This window comes from Janthinobacterium sp. (assembly GCF_031995485.1).
In the GTDB taxonomy this organism is placed as follows: domain Bacteria; phylum Pseudomonadota; class Gammaproteobacteria; order Burkholderiales; family Burkholderiaceae_D; genus Janthinobacterium.
This window is the reverse complement of record NZ_DAMAGB010000046.1, coordinates 1-17455: the sequence shown is the minus strand read 5'-3', so window position 1 is coordinate 17455 and position 17455 is coordinate 1. Positions and strand designations below refer to the sequence as shown.

Annotated in this window: 11 protein-coding genes and 1 pseudogene; 8 read left to right on the top strand and 4 right to left on the bottom strand. The window is 63.0% G+C overall.

Translation table 11 applies throughout. From position 1 onward, the window contains the following. Window positions 1-8: 8 nt before the first annotated feature. A complete protein-coding gene (gene purL, locus RTQ46_RS21565; protein ID WP_312439641.1) occupies window positions 9-4058 on the top strand; it encodes a phosphoribosylformylglycinamidine synthase in 4050 nt (1349 codons plus the stop codon). A gap of 337 nt (window positions 4059-4395) precedes the next feature. Continuing rightward, window positions 4396-4851, top strand: a complete 456-nt coding sequence (locus tag RTQ46_RS21560; RefSeq protein WP_312439640.1) for a tellurite resistance TerB family protein — start codon at window positions 4396-4398, stop codon at window positions 4849-4851. Window positions 4852-4967: 116 nt separating this feature from the next. On the opposite strand, the gene RTQ46_RS21555 is transcribed toward RTQ46_RS21560, so the two are convergent. Next, on the bottom strand, window positions 4968-5510 hold the full coding sequence (locus RTQ46_RS21555; RefSeq protein ID WP_312439639.1) for a hypothetical protein: 543 nt from the start codon (window positions 5508-5510) through the stop codon (window positions 4968-4970). Window positions 5511-5660: 150 nt separating this feature from the next. On the opposite strand from RTQ46_RS21555, the gene RTQ46_RS21550 reads away from it, so the two are divergent. After that, the gene (locus RTQ46_RS21550; RefSeq protein WP_312439638.1) at window positions 5661-7712 is read left to right on the top strand and encodes a hypothetical protein; all 2052 of its coding nucleotides are present in this window, start codon (window positions 5661-5663) and stop codon (window positions 7710-7712) included. A gap of 69 nt (window positions 7713-7781) precedes the next feature. Here RTQ46_RS21550 and RTQ46_RS21545 read toward each other — a convergent pair whose 3' ends face one another. Together RTQ46_RS21545 and RTQ46_RS21540 are read right to left on the bottom strand one after the other, a co-directional pair. Then, on the bottom strand, window positions 7782-8225 hold the full coding sequence (locus RTQ46_RS21545; protein WP_312439637.1) for a hypothetical protein: 444 nt from the start codon (window positions 8223-8225) through the stop codon (window positions 7782-7784). 128 nt (window positions 8226-8353) lie between these two features. Then, the gene (locus RTQ46_RS21540; protein ID WP_312439636.1) at window positions 8354-9523 is read right to left on the bottom strand and encodes a helix-turn-helix transcriptional regulator; all 1170 of its coding nucleotides are present in this window, start codon (window positions 9521-9523) and stop codon (window positions 8354-8356) included. A 286-nt stretch (window positions 9524-9809) separates the two neighbouring features. Between RTQ46_RS21540 and RTQ46_RS21535 the strand changes: the two genes are divergently transcribed. Genes RTQ46_RS21535 through RTQ46_RS21525 form a run of 3 tightly spaced genes read left to right on the top strand, consistent with a single transcriptional unit; the run spans window position 9810 to window position 13544 of the window. After that, entirely contained in the window at window positions 9810-10493 is a 684-nt protein-coding gene (locus RTQ46_RS21535; RefSeq protein ID WP_312439635.1) for a VWA domain-containing protein, read from the top strand. Between the two features lies 1 nt (window position 10494). Beyond that, entirely contained in the window at window positions 10495-11262 is a 768-nt protein-coding gene (locus RTQ46_RS21530) for a PP2C family serine/threonine-protein phosphatase (RefSeq protein ID WP_312439634.1), read from the top strand. After that, window positions 11259-13544, top strand: a complete 2286-nt coding sequence (locus RTQ46_RS21525; RefSeq protein WP_312439633.1) for a hypothetical protein — start codon at window positions 11259-11261, stop codon at window positions 13542-13544. Before RTQ46_RS21530 ends, RTQ46_RS21525 begins: the two co-directional genes overlap by 4 nt. 222 nt (window positions 13545-13766) lie before the next feature. On the opposite strand, the gene nadB is transcribed toward RTQ46_RS21525, so the two are convergent. Beyond that, window positions 13767-15380: an L-aspartate oxidase gene (nadB, locus tag RTQ46_RS21520; RefSeq protein WP_312439632.1), complete on the bottom strand. Its 1614-nt coding sequence runs from the start codon at window positions 15378-15380 to the stop codon at window positions 13767-13769. Between the two features lie 205 nt (window positions 15381-15585). Here nadB and RTQ46_RS21515 point away from each other — a divergent pair, with 205 nt between their 5' ends. Together RTQ46_RS21515 and RTQ46_RS21510 are read left to right on the top strand one after the other, a co-directional pair. Further along, on the top strand, window positions 15586-16974 hold the full coding sequence (locus RTQ46_RS21515; protein ID WP_312439631.1) for a TIGR03013 family XrtA/PEP-CTERM system glycosyltransferase: 1389 nt from the start codon (window positions 15586-15588) through the stop codon (window positions 16972-16974). A 1-nt stretch (window position 16975) separates the two neighbouring features. Next, window positions 16976-17455 (top strand): annotated as a pseudogene (locus tag RTQ46_RS21510) (PEP-CTERM system histidine kinase PrsK); the annotation flags it as partial.

Genomic DNA, 17455 nt, shown 5'->3' with positions numbered 1-17455 from the left:
TTCCAACCATGTTGATACTGCCGGGTTCCAATGCCCTGTCCGCCTTCCGTAGCCACCGTCTGCTCACCCAACTGCAAGCTGTTTCGCCTGCCATCGTTGCGGTGCAGGCACGGTATGTCCATTTCATCGATGCCAGTTCGGCCTTGTCCGACGACGACAGCACGCGCCTGGGCGCCTTGCTGACCTATGGCGAGCCGGCGCAGCCGGACAATACCGATGGCGCGTTCGAGGAATTCTTCGTCATCCCGCGCTTCGGCACCATCTCGCCGTGGGCCTCGAAGGCCACCGACATCGCGCATAACTGCGGCATGGCGCACATCAAGCGCGTCGAGCGCGGCGTCGCCTTCCGCATCAACCTGAAAGCGGGCATCCTGGGCAGCGCGATCGGCGCCGGCAAGCTGGCCGTTGAGCAGGTACAGGCCGTGGCCGACCTGCTGCACGACCGCATGACCGAATCGGTGCTGCGCAGCGCCGACCAGGCACAAGACCTGTTCCGCACGCTGGAAGCGCGTCCGCTCGAATCGATCGATCTGCTGGGACAGGGCAAGGCTGCGCTGGAAACGGCCAACACGGAACTGGGCCTGGCGATGTCGGAAGACGAGATCGACTACCTGGACGCGGCGTTTACAAAAGCCGGCCGCAATCCGACCGACGTGGAACTGATGATGTTCGCGCAGGCGAACAGCGAGCATTGCCGCCACAAGATCTTCAACGCCGACTGGACCATCGACGGCGTGGCGCAGCCCAAGTCCTTGTTCGGCATGATCAAGAACACCCACGAACTGCAGCCGAAAGGCACCGTGGTCGCCTACAGCGACAACTCGTCGATCATGGAAGGGGCCACCGTCTCGCGCTTCTACCCGCGCGGCGAAGGCCACGAATATGCAGCCTCGGAAGAGCTGACGCATACCCTGATGAAGGTGGAGACGCATAACCACCCGACCGCCATTTCGCCATTCCCCGGCGCCTCGACCGGCGCGGGCGGCGAGATCCGCGACGAAGGCGCGACCGGCCGCGGCGCCAAGCCGAAGGCCGGCCTGACCGGCTTTACCGTGTCGAACCTGTCGCTGCCTGGCGCCGTGCGCAGCTGGGAAACCGCGGCCTCCGTCACCGCGCCGCTGGCCGGCCGCAAGGAAGCAGCGCAATACGGCAAGCCGGAGCGCATCGCCTCGCCGCTGCAGATCATGATCGAGGGCCCATTGGGCGGCGCCGCGTTCTCGAACGAATTCGGCCGTCCGGTACTGGGCGGCTACTTCCGTACTTATGAGCAGAACGTCGGCGCAAAGGAAGCAGGGACTGCGGACGCCGTGTTCGGCTACCACAAGCCGATCATGATCGCCGGCGGCATCGGCAATATCTCGGCGCAGCACACGCATAAAAACGATATCCCGGTCGGCAGCCTGCTGGTGCAGCTGGGCGGCCCCGGCATGCGCATCGGCATGGGCGGCAGCGCCGCCTCGTCAATGACCACCGGCAGCAACACGGCCGACCTGGACTTCGATTCGGTCCAGCGCGGCAACCCGGAAATGGAACGCCGCGCCCAGGAAGTGATCAACGCCTGCTGGCAGATGGGCCCCGACAATCCGATCATCTCGATCCACGACGTGGGCGCCGGCGGCCTGTCGAACGCTTTCCCGGAAATCACCAACGACGCCAAACGCGGCGCGATCTTCGACCTGCGCAAGGTGCCGCTGGAAGAATCGGGCATGGCGCCGAAGGAAATCTGGAGCAATGAGTCGCAGGAACGCTATGTGCTGGCGATCGCGCCGGAAAGCCTGCCATTATTTAAAGCCATGTGCGAGCGCGAACGCTGCCTGTTCGCCGCCGTCGGCGTGGCCACCGAAGAACGCCAGCTGAAACTGATCGACACGGAACTGGGCAACGAGCCGGTCGACATGCCGATGGACGTCTTGCTGGGCAAACCACCAAAGATGCAGCGCGACGTGGTCCACGTGGCCAACGACTTCCCGGCGATTGATCTTACCGGCATGGACCTGGTCGATGTGGCGCAAAAAGTGCTGCTGCTGCCAACCGTGGCCGACAAATCGTTTCTGATCACGATTGGCGACCGCAGCGTGGGCGGCATGACCGTGCGCGACCAGATGGTGGGACCATGGCAGGTGCCGGTGGCCGATTGCGCCGTCACCACCATGAGTTTCGAAGGCTACCTGGGCGAAGCGATGGCGATGGGCGAGCGCACGCCGCTGGCCGTGATCGACGCCGCAGCCTCGGGCCGCATGGCCGTCGGCGAAGCCGTCACCAATATCGCTGCCGCTGCGATTGGCGACATCTCCGATATCAAACTGTCGGCCAACTGGATGGCCGCTTGCGGCCAGCCTGGCCAGGATGCGGCGCTGTACGACACCGTCAAGGCGGTCGGCATGGAACTGTGCCCGGCGCTCGGCATCAGCATCCCGGTCGGCAAGGATTCGCTGTCGATGCGCACCACCTGGAAAGACGAAGACAATGGCGCGGCCAAGTCAGTCACCTCGCCGGTGTCGCTGATCGTCTCGTCGTTCGCACCGGTGACGGACGTGCGCAAGTCGCTCACGCCGCAGCTGAAAACGGACGCGGGCGACACCTCGCTGATTTTGATTGACCTCGGCCGCGGCAAGAACCGCCTCGGCGCTTCGGCGCTGGCACAGGTGTTGCAGCAGCTGGGCAATGCCACGCCGGACGTCGACAGCGCGGAAGACCTGAAAGGCTTCTTCGCTGCCATCCAGCAGCTGAACGGCGAAAACCGTCTGCTGGCCTACCATGACCGCTCGGACGGCGGCCTGTACGCCACTCTGGCGGAAATGGCCTTTGCCGGCCACACCGGCATGTCGGTCAACCTCGACATGCTGACCATGGAAGGCGAGCACTCCAGCGACTGGGGCGACGCCAAGAACTGGACCGGCCAGGTGGCCGAGCGCCGCAACGAACTGACCCTGCGCGCGCTGTTTTCCGAGGAGCTGGGCGCCGTCATTCAAGTGCGCGCCGATCAAAAATCCATCGTCATGGATGTGCTGCGCACCTACAACCTGGGCGCCTGCAGCCATATCATCGGCAAGTTGAACGACCGCGACGTGGTCGAATTCACGCGCGACGCAAAATTGATCTACACCCAGCCGCGCGCCGAACTGCACCGCCTGTGGAGCGAAACGAGCTGGCGCATCGCCCGCCTGCGCGACAATCCTGCCTGCGCCGATGCCGAATACGACCGCCTGCTCGACCTGCAGGACCCGGGCATGACGCCTGTCGTCACGTTCGACCAGACCGAGAATATCGCCGCGCCATTTATCGCCACCGGCGTGCGTCCGCGCGTGGCCATCCTGCGCGAGCAGGGCGTGAACTCGCATATCGAAACGGCCTACGTGATGCACCAGGCAGGCTTTACGGCGGTCGACGTGCACATGAGCGACCTGATCGCCGGCCGCGTGAAACTCGATGACTTCCAGGGCGTGATCGCCGTGGGCGGCTTCTCGTACGGCGACGTGCTGGGCGCCGGCGAAGGCTGGGCCAAGACCATCCTGTTCAACGCCAGCCTGGCCGACCAGTTCGCGCGCTTCTTCGCCCGCACCGACAGCTTTGGCCTCGGCATCTGCAACGGCTGCCAGATGATGAGCAATTTGAAGTCGATCATCCCCGGCGCCCACGCCTGGCCCAAGTTCACGCGCAACAAATCGGAAAAGTTCGAGGGCCGCTTTGCCATGGTCGAAGTGATGGACTCCCCGTCGATCTTCTTCAACGGCATGACCGGCACCCAGGCCGGCATCGCGATTGCCCACGGCGAAGGCTACGCCGACTTCTCGCAAACGGGCGACATCACCCAGGTCCACAAGGCCATGCGCTTTGTCGACAACAAGGGCGCCGCAACGGTAGCGTACCCGTACAACCCGAACGGCTCGCCCGAAGGCATCACCTCGGTGACCACGCCGGACGGCCGCTTCACGGTGCTGATGCCGCATGCGGAGCGGGTGTTCCGCTCGGTGCAGCAGTCGTATCATCCTGAGGCTTGGGGTGAGGATTCGCCCTGGATGCGCATGTTCAGGAATGCGCGGAAGTTTGTGGGGTAATGAATGATCAAGCGGCACTTTGGCTCAAGGTGCTGCCGGATAAATGAAAAGCCGCTGTCGCAAGGCAGCGGCTTTTTGCATCTTATTTACGAGAAAACTGAAGGCGATAAAAATTGAGCTGCCTTGCCAGTGGCGATGATTGCAGACCCCATCAGTAAAACTGCGTAATCATCTTCCCCTGCGATGGCATGAGACTGCCTGTTTTGCGGCTGAAAAGTGCGCAACTTTGGCTGATGGGCCACAGTGCTGCCAGCTTGCATTCCAGGCTGGCGCCCCAAGCTGGGTTCTGGTGGTAGTGTTCACCGCTACCTGACATCAACCAACCCGGAGATCCCCCATGAGTTTCGATTCCTTCCTGTCCAAACTGAAGACCAAAGCAAGTGAACTGAAGACCGAAGCGCTGAAGTACAAGAACAAGGATTTCCTGAACGCCGCCATGGCCGGCTCGGCCCTGATCGCGATGGCCGACGGCAGCGTCAGCTCGGAAGAGAAGCAGAAGATGGTCAAGTTCATCGAGACCAATGATGCGCTGTCGGTATTTACCACCACCGACGTGATCAAGGCGTTCCAGGATTTTGTCAGCCAGCTGGAATTCGACAAGGACATCGGCGAGGCCAAGGCGTATCAGGCGCTGGGCAAGATGAAGTCGAATGCGGAGGCGTCGCGGCTGCTGGTGCGGATGATTATTGCGATCGCTTCGTCAGACGGCAATTTTGACGCCAACGAGCAGCGCGTGGCGGGCAAGATCGCCCGGGAGCTGGGGTTGAATCCGGGGGAGTTTGAGTTGCAGTAATTCTTACTGTTTGCATGCTGCAGGCGTTAGTTTCAAGCCGGATGCAAGATCCGGGGTCAGACCCGCCGGGTCTGACCCCGGTTTTACTTTGCAGCCTGCAACAGCAGTAGCGGCATTCACGCGCGGGGGTTGTCTCTGTTCTCCCACCAACCCGGCGTCGATGACGAAGTCGGGCACGCCATTTTTACTTCCCTGATCCTGTAGTCAATCTCTATCACCTGGCCCGGACTGAACGGGCCGGGAATCCATTTGCCCGAACTAAACACATAAGCCTTGCCATTGATGCAGCGCTCGCCCGGATAATCGCCGATGGGGCCGGTCGAGCGCAAGGTGACGCGCACTTCGCCGTTGGCGTCGAGTGGCGTGTCGCCGCTCATAAACAGCAGGTCGATGCCGACGTCGCAGGTCCTGGTGCTGCCCGGCTTGCTGCATTGCGTGATCGATAACTGCTGGCGAGCGACAGCGATGTAGTTGTCATGGCGCATGGGCTTGCCGCCGTCGTAGGTGAAACGCAGGATGACCGGCGTCGGTTCGCTGGCCGGATGGCGCATGGTGCTGGAGCAGGCGGCGCTGGTCAGGGCCAGCAGGGGCCACGCCAGCAGGCGCAATCCGCGGCGCAGCAGGAGAGTGAAGCGATGACTGCGCGGGCGTTGCTGCATGGGCGATTGCCATTATCTTGGATAGGTGCGGCGATCATAGCACGCGGCCGGGGTAGCAAATGTCGGCACGGCTGGCATGGTGTTTTCAGAAAGCAATTGCTATATTAGTAAAAAATTATTAATATTATAATTTCATCTGAAGGATACGCCATGCGCTTTGCTTTTAACGGTGTCGCCGTGCTCCTGAGCACCTGCGCAATGGGCCAGGCCGTGGCCGCGCCCGATATCTTCCTCTCCGCCAGTCCACAGGTGGTGGCCAAAGGCAGCGCTACGTCGATCGCCTGGGACGCCATCGGCGCACAGTCGTGCTCGTCTTCGTGGGCCTCGTCGGTGCCGCTGACCGGCTCCTACACCACGCCTGCACTGCAAGCTGCTGCCAGCTATAGCGTGACCTGCCAGGGCGGTGGCGCTACCGTGTCGAAACAGGTCATGGTCGAACTGGCGCCTGTGTGCACGGTCAACTGTTTCACCAAGCGCTGGATCTACTTCTATGGCGATGTGGCCTGGGGAAAATTGACAGCCAATGCCGATTACAACAAGCTGACGGCGCTGATCATCCAGGCAAAATTGAATGGCTATAACGGGATTGTGGTCAATATCGGCGGCGAAGATTCGTATATTGCTGAGACAGGGCCGTACACCGATCTGGAGGAGAATCTGACGGCGTTGAAACAGACTGCACTCGAGCAGGGGATAGAACTGATACCGATGGGTGGCCACCCGCAGATTCCCGCGCAAATCAATTCCCAGCTGTCGGAGGCTATTCTTGTCGACAAGACGCCGTTTGTCGTCCAGCAGGGGAGTGCAAAACCGGTGGTGCAGTGGCTGGCCAACGACCATTTCGCAAACGGCGCGGGCGCCTGGCAGATGATGGATACGGGCACGGTCAGCTTTGACAGCAGCGTCGGGCGCGGCACCGGGCTAGGATCGATCAAACTGACGCAGCCCAATATCATGATTCCCGATCCTGAGGATGCCAGCCGGATGATCAGGAAATCGCAGACCCGGTTCTACAGAAGGTTTGCCAATCTGACACCGTATACCGCTTACCGCGTCTCGTTCTGGCTGCGCACCGACAACTACAAGGCGCCGATGAAAGTGCAGGTGCTGGAAGACGAGAGCGATGTGCCGGTCTACAACAACCTGTATCCGATGGGTCGCAGCACGCTGGCCGATGGTACGTGGAATCCCGCGCCCAATACGGTCGCTCCAACTCAGGGCTGGACAAATTATAACTTCGACTTCAATACGCGCGACCTGACCGCCGTGCGCTTTTACATGGGCGCGTGGGCCAATGCAAAAGACGATGAAGCCGGCACTGCCTGGATCGACGATATGCAGATAGGCAAAATTGGCCTGGCGCATACGATCGCACGCCCCTCATTGCCGGTGACTGTCACCTCGGCTGGGCCCGTCAATTCGCGGGTGACTTACCAGGAGGGGGCGGACAAGGATTATACGGTCGGCAACGAATCGCTGACGATTTCCGCCGGCAGCACGATTGCCGATGGCAGCCAGTTGCTGGTGTCCTGGTACCAGGAGGCCAAGAACATGATGCCGGTCTGGACCTCGCCCGCCAGTGCCTGTCCGCCGGAATACATGACGCTGCAAACGCAGGGCTACCGGAAAATCAAGCAATTGTATCCATCCAGCCAGACGTTTTTCATCAATTATGACGAGTGGCGCATCATGAACTGGGATCCTTCGTGCGGCAATATCAGCGCCGCCACCTATCTGGCCAATACCATGACGGCCATGCAGGCGATGGTGAAAACGGAAAATCCTGGTGTCAAGCTGTATGTGTGGAACGATATGTTTGATCCGTACATGAACGCGGTCGACAAATATTTCATGGTCAAGGGCAGCCTGGCTGGCGCCGCCACCGGCATCCATGCCGATACGGTGGTGGTGAACTGGACGCACAATATCGGGCCGTCCGTTCCCCCGGAAGACCCGCTGCAGGTCAAGTCGCTGAAATACTTCCATCAGCGCGATTTGAAACAGATGATTGCGCTGTATTACGACGATCTGGCCCTGACCGACACATGGCTCGACAGCCTCGATGCGGCCGAAGCCGATGGCGTGACAGGCGTGGACGGTTTCATGTACACGACCTGGGAAGACAATGGCCGCTATGACGACCTGAAAGCGGTGGCCGACAAGATCAAGGCGCGTGTCAAGGCGCGCTGGCCGCAGCAATAAGTTCGATGGCAATCCGGCGCCGGCCGAGAACCTGTTTTGGCTGGCGCCAGCCTGCCATGCAATGCCGCCTTACTGCCCCGGGAAGGCGATCGAAGCGATGCGCTCTTCGGTCATGCTGCCGTCGGCCAGTTTGTGGGCCGGCACCACCATCACCAGTTCGCCGCCGACCGTGCCATCGTCATGGTGATCGATGCGCACCTTGAGCTGGCGGTCGAGCGCGACAAACGAGTTGCGGCCGGTGGCGACGATGCGATGTTCGTCCTGCTTGCCGATGCGCGCATACATCAGGCCGCCAGCCCGGCGCAGGGCCAGGGTGTCGCCATTGGACAGGTCGTACTCGCCGGCAAACTGCTTGAAGTCGTCGGCCATCATGTAGCGCGGCCTGGCAGGTACCTCGATTGTCAGCGCGCGGCCCGGCACGTCGACGCGCGGGATGTCGCCGGCGGTATCGGACTGGGCTACGGTGGTGCTGGCGGCCAGGGCAAGGATGGCGCTCAATAACAGTGTTTTCATGGTGCATTCTCCAGTGATATGTATGCCGCATCGGGTGCGGTCTGAACGGTATCGCCTCAACATTGATCTTGCAAACAAGACATGCCGGAAGGCTGGAGCCAGTCTAGGAAAGCGCAGGCGGCGGCACATCATCCGTTTGGTGGAGGCGGTGCAAAAGACTGGGGCACGGCGGCGATGCACTGGTGAACCAGCGCAATCAGCTCACCCTGGCGCCTGGTGCCGGTCTTGCCGTAGATATGATGCAGATGGGTCTTGACGGTGCAGGCCGAGACCGCGCAGGTACTGGCGATCTGGTCGACGCACTGGCCTTGCGCCAGCGACCGGCATACCTGCGTCTCGCTGGGCGTCAGCCCGAACAGCTGTTGCAATGCCAGCAGCGACGCCTCGCACACGCCGGGGTCGCGCGCCAGCAGCATGGCGCAGGGCCGGCCGGCATGCGGACCGCTGGTACTGCGGTACGGGGCGACACTGACGATCAGCGGTGCACCATCGTCACGCTCCATGCGCAGCGACTGGCATGCGGGGCCCTGCAACCGGCCGCCGATGGCCGCGCTTACGGCCCTGGCCAGTGGCGGCGTGAGTTGCCAGCGCGGACAGCCTTTGGTCGACACCTGCAGCGATGCCGGCACGTCCGCGCCAAACAGTCTGATCGCCGCCGCATTGGCGTACAGCACGTTCAGCTGCGCGCCGAGCAGCACCACCGCCACGTCCAGGGTGTCGAGTATCTGGGCGCTGCATGCCGGTGGCGCGGCGGCGGGCGCGAGGCGGTGGCGTATCTGCAGCGCGCGCTGCAGGTGCGGCAGCAGGGTTTCGACCTGCAGCCGTTCAAGGGCCGTGTAATGCCGCTGGCCCCGCTGGCGGTGGATGCCCAGCAGGCCCAGTTCGCCGTCGGCCACGGGAAACACGCTGCCGATCACGTAGAACACGCCGAGCTGGCGGCAGAAGTCGGCATAGAATTCCGTACGCTCGAAGTCGCGGTCGCTGATCATGTCGGCGCTGGTAAACACGCGCGCCAGGCCCGTCTGCATGGCGCGCATGGCCCAGACGTCGCACTGCCAGTAATGTTCCTCGTACGAGGCGATCATGGCGTCCGAGAAATTGTCGCTGCGGCCGAGAAACTGCTTTTGACGATGGGTTGGCAATACCACCACCGCGCTGCTGGTTGCGCCAAACGAAGCGGCAAGGCCGGCACATACCGCGCGCCAGGCCGCGTCGTCCAGCGCGGCTTCGTACAGCTTGCCGATTAATCCATGTTGCCGCGAAGTCAGTGGCGATGCCGTGTCCGCAAGACTGTTCATGCGCTTCCCCTTGCCAGGTTGACGGTGCTTACGGCGGCGCGCGGCGGGTAGGGGTGGGAAGCAGGCGTGACGGGGTACACCGTCGATAGCTTGATCCACCTTATGAGTAAGCAAGTATCGGTAGTTATTTTGATATTTATCAAGATAGGACAAAATGTCTCCGCGTGCAACGTGAAGCTGATAATTTACTAATAGATGCTTCAGTGCATGCCAACTGCGCGCATGAAAAGTGTATCCATAGGGTAAGCTTCGTCTGTAAGCTATTTCGCAACCCTAACAAAAACACATGACGCCAATAATGATTCCCGATGTCGCGCTGGTCGACAATACCGAACAACGCACGCCGCTGGTGCTGGTGCTGGACTGTTCCGGCAGCATGGCGGGCGACCCTGTCGCTTTCCTGAACGAGGGCCTGGCCTTGCTGGAACAGGAGCTCAAGGCCGACGTGATCGCGGCCAAGCGCGTGCGCATCCTGGTGATCCAGTACGGCGAACACGATGAAGCGATGGTCGCGCGCAACTGGTGCGATGCGATGGACTTTACGGCGCCGCGTCTGGAAGCGAACGGCACCACGCCGACCGGCGCCGCCGTCGAACTGGCGCTGGCCGAAATCGAGCAGGAAAAACTGCGCTTCCGCCAGGCCGGCGTGGCCTATACGCGGCCCTGGCTGTTCCTGATGTCGGACGGCGAGCCGACCGACCGCTGGCAGCATGGCGCCGAGCAGGCACGGTCCGCCGAGCAGGCCAGCAAGGTGGCGATTTTTCCGATTGCCGTGGGCGAGGGCGCCAATATTGACATGCTGGGGCAGTTTTCCAGCCGCGGCGAGCGCGGCGTCAAGCAGCTCAAAGGCTTGCAGTTCCGCGAACTGTTCCTGTGGCTGAGCGCCAGTATGCAGGTGGTGTCGCAATCGCGTCCGGGCGCGCAGGCGCAGCTGGCCTCGACCGATGGCTGGTCGGTGGTGCCTACCTGAGATGGCGGCAACTGACCAGGCAGAAAACGGCTGGCGCGTGTTCGGCGCCTCGGTGGTGGGCAAGTCGCATCTGGACAAGGGCTTGCCTTGCCAGGATGCGCATGCACACGTCAACGCGGGCGAGTCGCTGGTGGCAGTGGTGTGCGACGGCGCCGGTTCCGCCAGGCACAGCGAGCTGGGCGCGCAGTTCGTCGCCACCACGCTGGCGCAGGCGCTGGCGCGCCGGCTCGAGCAGGGCGCCAGCATCGAGCAGCTGCGCGACGGCATGCTGCGCGAGTCCATGGCGCAGGTGCGCGGCGCGCTGGAAGAAATGGCGGACAACCATGGCGCCGTGCTCGACGATTACGCCACCACGGTGGTGGGCGTGGTGATGGGGCCGTCCGTGGGCGTGTTCTTTCATCTCGGAGACGGCGTGGGCGTGGCGCAGCTGGACAATGGCAGCGAGCTCATTTCGCTGCCGGCCAATGGCGAATATGCCAATGAAACCTATTTTCTCAGCGGCGAGCGCTGGCGCGACCAGCTGCGCCTGCTGCCGATACCGCATGGCGTGCGCGGCCTGGTCCTGATGTCGGACGGCTGCATGCCGTTTGCCATGGGCAAGCACAATGCCGCGCTGTATGCGCCGTTCATGAGTGCGGTGCAAAATTATCTGCGCTGCATGGACGATATTACCCTGGGCGAGCAGGCGCTGGCGCAGACGCTGCTCGATCCGCGCACGCACCAGATCACCGGCGACGACAAGACGCTGCTGCTGGCCTTGCGCGCATGAGTGTGGGCAAGGCGGTGGGGCCGGGCCAGACGATCTGGCTCGATGGCAAGCATAGCCTCACTCTCGGCAAACTGATCAAGAGTGGCGGCGCGGGCAGCGTCTATCTGTTGCCCGGTTCGCCTGCGCAGGTTGCCAAGCTGTATCACCCGCATTTCGACCGGATTGCCAACCGGCGCAAGCTCGACGCCATGCTGGAACTGACGCCCGAGTTGCCGGACAAGCTGGAGAACGGCAAGCGCTACGTGCAGATCGCCTGGCCGCAGGCGGCCGTGCATGACCGGCAAGGGGAATTTCTCGGCTTTGTGATGCCGCTGCTGGACATGGCGCATACGGCCGAGCTGGAACAGATCCTGCAGGAACGCCAGGCGCGCGCGGCAGGCTTGCCAGTTGGGCTGGGTGCCAAGGTGACGCTGGCGGCGAACCTGGCCGGCGTGCTGGCGGCGCTGCACCAGCAGCATCATTATGTGATCGACCTGAAGCCGGTCAACCTGCGCTTTTATCGCGATTCACTGACCATCGCCATGCTCGATTGCGATGGCTTTTCCATCCAGGGCAAGGGCGAGCGCTACCGCGCGGAACAATTTACCAGCGACTACCTGGCGCCCGAGTTCCAGCGCAAGGGCATGCCGCCGGGCGCGGAAGCCGCACAAGACCGTTTTGCGCTGGCCGTCGTCATCTTCCAGTTGCTCAACTTCGGCATCCATCCCTACAGCGGCCGGCCTGCCAACGCGCAGGTGCCGACCGATATCCCGGGCCGCATCCGCGATGGTTACTATGCCTATGGCCTCAAACGCCACAAGGGCATTGCGCCGAACGTGACCAGCGGCCACGCCCTGATGCCGCCCGGGGTGCGCGCGCTGTTCGACCGCGCATTCGGCAGGCAAGGCGGCGCGCGGCCATCGGCCAGCGACTGGGCGCAGCTGCTGCGCACCCTGGCGCTGCGCCACGCCGACCCGGCGCAGAACGGCATCGTGGTCTGCCAGGTCAACCCCGAACACCAGCATTTTGCAGGCATGAAATGTGCGGCCTGCGTGCGCGAGCAGGCCATCGCGGCGGCTGGCGCTGCGTCGCTGGCCGCGCAGGCGCCACCGGTAGTCCGGCGCCAGCCCCCAGGGCAGCGCTCTTCCCGTGTGACGCCCATCCTGCAACCAGCGCAGGCGCCGTTGCCATCGGCCGGCGTGTCGGGCAAGAGCTGGGTGGTGATCGTGATCCTGATCGTGCTGTTCCTGATCGGTTTTTCGGCGTACACTTCGTCGCCAACCACGCAGGCGCAGAAGCAGGCCGACGCCGTGCTGGCGCAGCAGAATGCGTCGACCTACAAGCTGCAATGGCAGCAGCGCAGCCGTATCGTGGCGGAACCGTCCAGCGTGCGGGCCAGCATCCGCACGCTGGACAAGGCGCTGGAAGGCAAGCGCGATGCCGATGTGCAGATGGGTTTGCAAGTGCTGTACAACATGCAGCAGGATCAGAGTCCCGGCGACCCGACGCTGTCGCGCATGCGCCGCACGCTGATGGAAGCGTCGGGCTGGGGGTTCGGCATGGATGCGGCGCAGGCCGACAAATTGCGCGACCAGCTGATTGCCCAGCCGCGCGACTACCTGGTCGCGACCGCGCTAGGCAGCATGCACCTGGCGCTGCGCGAAACCGAGGCGGCGCGCCAGTATTTCGAGCAGGCCATCTGGGGGCTGCCGACCGACGCCGTGCCGTGGCTGGGCCTGTCAGCCACAGCGCTGCGCGGCAATCAGCCCAAGCAGGCGGTACGCATGGCCGCGCTCGCCTACCTGAGCGCCGTGCGCCATCCCGAAGCGGGTGGGCAGGACAATATTGACATGCGCATCCAGCGCTCGACCACCATGCTGGGCCTGGCCATGCCGCCCGAGACGCGCAAGCAGTGGACGGCGCTGCTGGCGGATGGGCAGCAGGAGATGTACCGGCTGGCCGCCTTGCCACGGCTGGCCGACCGGCCTGCGGGCGTCGAGCGCGACACGCTGCATCCGGTACTGCATGACGATGACGGTCCGCTCAAGCTGGCTGGCGACAGCACGCTGACGATCAGCATCGACGCGTCCGGCCTGCCGCAGAAAATCGTTGCCAGCAAACCGGCCCACGAAAAGCTCAACAGCGCATGGCTGGAGCAAGCGAAGAAATGGCGCTACCTGCCGGCCATCAGCAAGGGCCAGCTGCAGGCGTCGGAGGTGGAGGTGCTGGTGCGCTACCGCGACGGCAAAAGCAGTTTCAGCCCGGCGCCGGTAGCCACGCCTGCGGCCAGTGACCAGGAATAAGCTGCCCAGGTCGATACGTGGGTCGGATAGATCGGATCAGGCGCGCAGCGCCGTAATCCGACAACAGTGTTGGCGCTGTCCGTAGTGTTGTCGGGTTACGCGCAAGCGCTCACCCGACCTACGGGTATATGCCGATAGCAATGATTACGGACAATATCATCGGCGCAGGGTAGGTCGGATTAGGCGCGCAGCGCCGTAATCCGACAACATTGCTGCCCTGTGTTACCGGTGCGGCGGCGTCAGCACGCTGGCGATCGCCTTCGGCAGGGTCTCGGGATAATCGCGGCTGAAGTGCAGGCCGCGGCTTTCGCGGCGCGACAGGGCGCTGTTGACGATCATCGACGCGACGTCGACCAGGTTGCGCAACTCCAGCAAATCGTGCGTGATGCGGAAATTGCGGTAGTACTCGTCGATTTCTTCCTTCAGCAGGCCGATGCGGTGCTGGGCCCGCTCCAGACGCTTGGTGGTGCGCACGATGCCGACGTAGTTCCACATGAAGCGGCGCAGCTCGTCCCAGTTGTGGGAAATCACCACTTCCTCGTCGGCATCGGTTACGCGGCTTTCGTCCCAGTCGGGCAAATATGGCGTGCCGAGCTTTTCCTTGCTTTCAATATCCTGGGCGCAGGCGCGGCCGATCACGATGCATTCGAGCAGGGAATTGCTGGCCAGGCGGTTGGCGCCATGCAGGCCGGTACAGGCCGTTTCGCCCACCGCATACAGGCCCGGCAGGTCGGCGCGGCCGGCCAGGTCGGTCACCACGCCGCCGCAAGTGTAGTGGGCGGCCGGCACGATCGGGATCGGCTGTTTGGTGATGTCGATGCCCAGTTCCAGGCAGCGCGCATAAATGGTGGGAAAGTGTTCGATCAGGAATTCGGCCGGTTTGTGGCTGATGTCCAGGTGTACGTAGTCGAGTCCCCGTTTCTTGATCTCGAAGTCGATGGCGCGCGCCACCACGTCGCGCGGCGCCAGTTCGGCCCGCTCGTCGTGGGCCAGCATGAAGCGCTGGCCGGCTGCCGCGCCCGCTTCCGGTGGCAGTTTCAGCAGGCCGCCTTCGCCACGGATCGCTTCGGTGATCAGGAACGACTTGGCATACGGGTGATACAAACAGGTCGGGTGGAACTGGATGAATTCCATGTTCGACACGCGGCAGCCCGCGCGCCAGGCCATGGCGATGCCGTCGCCGCTGGCCGTGTCGGGGTTGGTGGTATATAAATACACCTTGCCGGCGCCGCCCGTGGCCAGCACGGTATGCTCTGCGGCAAAGGTCAGCACCTTGCCGGTTTGCTCGTCCTGCACGTACAGGCCGTGGCAATGCGGCTGCGCATTGCGCTGCACCGGCTTCATGCCCAGCTTGTCCGAGGTGATCAGGTCGATCGCGCAGTGGTGTTCGAACAGCGTGATGTTCGGGTGCGAGCGCACTTTTTCTTCCAGCGTCACCTGCACCGCGTGGCCGGTGGCGTCGGCCGCATGGATGATGCGGCGCTGGCTGTGGCCGCCTTCGCGCGTCAGGTGAAAGCCCAGTTCGGCCGTGGCGTCGCGCGTAAACGGCACGCCTTGCTCGATCAGCCATTCGATCGCTTCGCGGCCGTGCTCGACGATGTAGCGCGTGGCGCTCTCGTCGCACAGGCCGCCGCCGGCGATCAGGGTGTCTTCGATATGCTGCTGGTGGCTGTCCCCCGAATCGAGCACGGCCGCGATGCCGCCCTGCGCCCAGTTGCTGGCGCCATCGAGCAGCGCGCGTTTCGAAATGATCGCGACAGTGCGCGTCTCCGCCAAATGCAGTGCAACCGAGAGACCCGCCAGGCCACTGCCGACAATCGCTACATCAAATTTCATGACATTTATATTTTTTTAGGGGAAGCATACTATAGTCCATTTCACATCGATCGGACATGTGTTGAGATAAATTCTGTGAACGAAAGATAGCCGCGGCTGCGGTTTGCGACGCATCAACGCTTGGGCTGGACAGTTGTCCATGATTGCAAGACCAGTTCCACCACGCCAGATTCCGCGCGGCAGGGACCTTGCTCAAGGGGGTGACATGATCCGCATATTCAGCCATTACGTGTCGAAAACAGCGTTTGTGCTGCTGTTGCTGGAAATTCTGATACTGCTGCTGTCGGCCACGCTGACGTCCGTGATCTGGCTGGCCGACAACCGGCCCATCGTGCGCGCCGCCGATGTGTATCTGTCCGCCACGCTATTTACCCTGGTTATCGTGCTGTCGATGAGCGCGCTCGGCATGTACCAGCATCGCTCGCGCGAGGATGTGCGCAACACCCTGCTGCGCATCCTGCCCGCCTTTGCGCTCGGCTATGCCGTGCTCAGCGTGCTGGTGCGCTTCATGCCGTCGCTGCATGTCGGACGCGGCAGCGTGATGATCTTCGGCCTGGGCGCCATCGGCGTGCTGCTGGCGCGGCTGGTGGTGTTCAAGTCGTCGCAGTCGGCGCTGATGGAAGGACGTCTGATCCTGGTCGGCGGCGGCGCGCTGGCGCGCGACTGCATGGAGCTGGCAGCGAGCAAGATCGGTTTTCACCAGTTTACGGTGGTCGGCTGCATCAATGTGCCGGGCGAGCAGTGCTGCGTGCCTGCCTCGGCCATGCTGCCGGCCGGCAGCACGCTGCTGGCCATGGCCCAGCGCTATGATGCGCAGGAAATCGTCGTCTCCGTCAGCGACCGGCGCAATGCCGCGTTTCCCATCCGCCAGCTGCTCGAATGCGCGCTGGGCGGCGTCAGGGTGATCGACGCGGCCACCTTTTTCGAGCGCGAAACCTGCCAGATCCGTATCGACTCCCTGCAGCCCAGTTATCTGATCTATGGCGGCGGCTTCGACCAGAGCCTGGTGCGGGCCGCCTCCAAGCGCCTGTTCGACCTGGCCGCCAGCGCCGCCATTTTTATCGCCGCGCTGCCGGTGATGCTGCTCACCATGCTGTGCATCAGGCTGGAAGACGGTGGCCCCGTGTTCTACCAACAGGAACGGGTGGGGCGCAATGGCGCACTGTTCAATGTATTGAAATTTCGCAGCATGCGCTGCGACGCCGAGCGCGACGGTACACCTACCTGGGCCCAGGCCAACGACAGCCGCATCACGCGCGTGGGCCACTGGATACGCAAGCTGCGCATCGACGAGCTGCCGCAGATGCTCAATGTATTTCGCGGCGAGATGAGTTTCGTGGGCCCCCGGCCCGAGCGCGCGTATTTTGTCGATCAGTTCAAGGTACAAGTGCCTTATTACAATATTCGTCACAGCATCAAGCCCGGTATCACGGGCCTGGCCCAGGTGCGCTACCAGTACGGCGCTTCGGTCGATGACACTGTCAAGAAGCTGCAATACGATCTGTATTACGTGAAGAACAACAGCCTGTTCCTCGACCTGCTGATCCTGCTGGAAACGGTGCAGGTGGTGCTGTTTGGCAAAGGCAGCCGGTGACATGCAGACGGCCGATGCGCCGCTGGACCATGCGCAACCGGTCCTGCTGATGGCCGCCGATGCGGCCGCGCTCAGCTACGGCCTGGCATCGCTGGCGTTTTTCGCGCTGTCGCTGCTGCTGATCAGCAACTGGCGCGCGCGCCAGCAGGCGCGCAGCCTGCTGGCCGCCTGCCTGGCCACCGGCGTGTGGGCCACCGGCACGGTGCTGCTGGTGCTGCTGGGACGGCGCTGGTCGCTGGCCGCCGACGCACTTGAATTGCTGCGCACGCTGGCCTGGCTGCTGTTCCTGCTGCTGCTGATCGCGCCATCACGCGCGCGCCTGGTGGCGATGCTGGTGGGATTGGCCGCCATCGCCGCCATCGGCGTGCTGCAATGGTGGTCCGGCACGCCGCAGCTGGCGCTGCCGCAAGCGGTGGCGTTCCGTACCGCTGCCATCGCCTGCCATCTGCTGCTGGCCGTGCTGGGCATGCTGCTGGTGGAA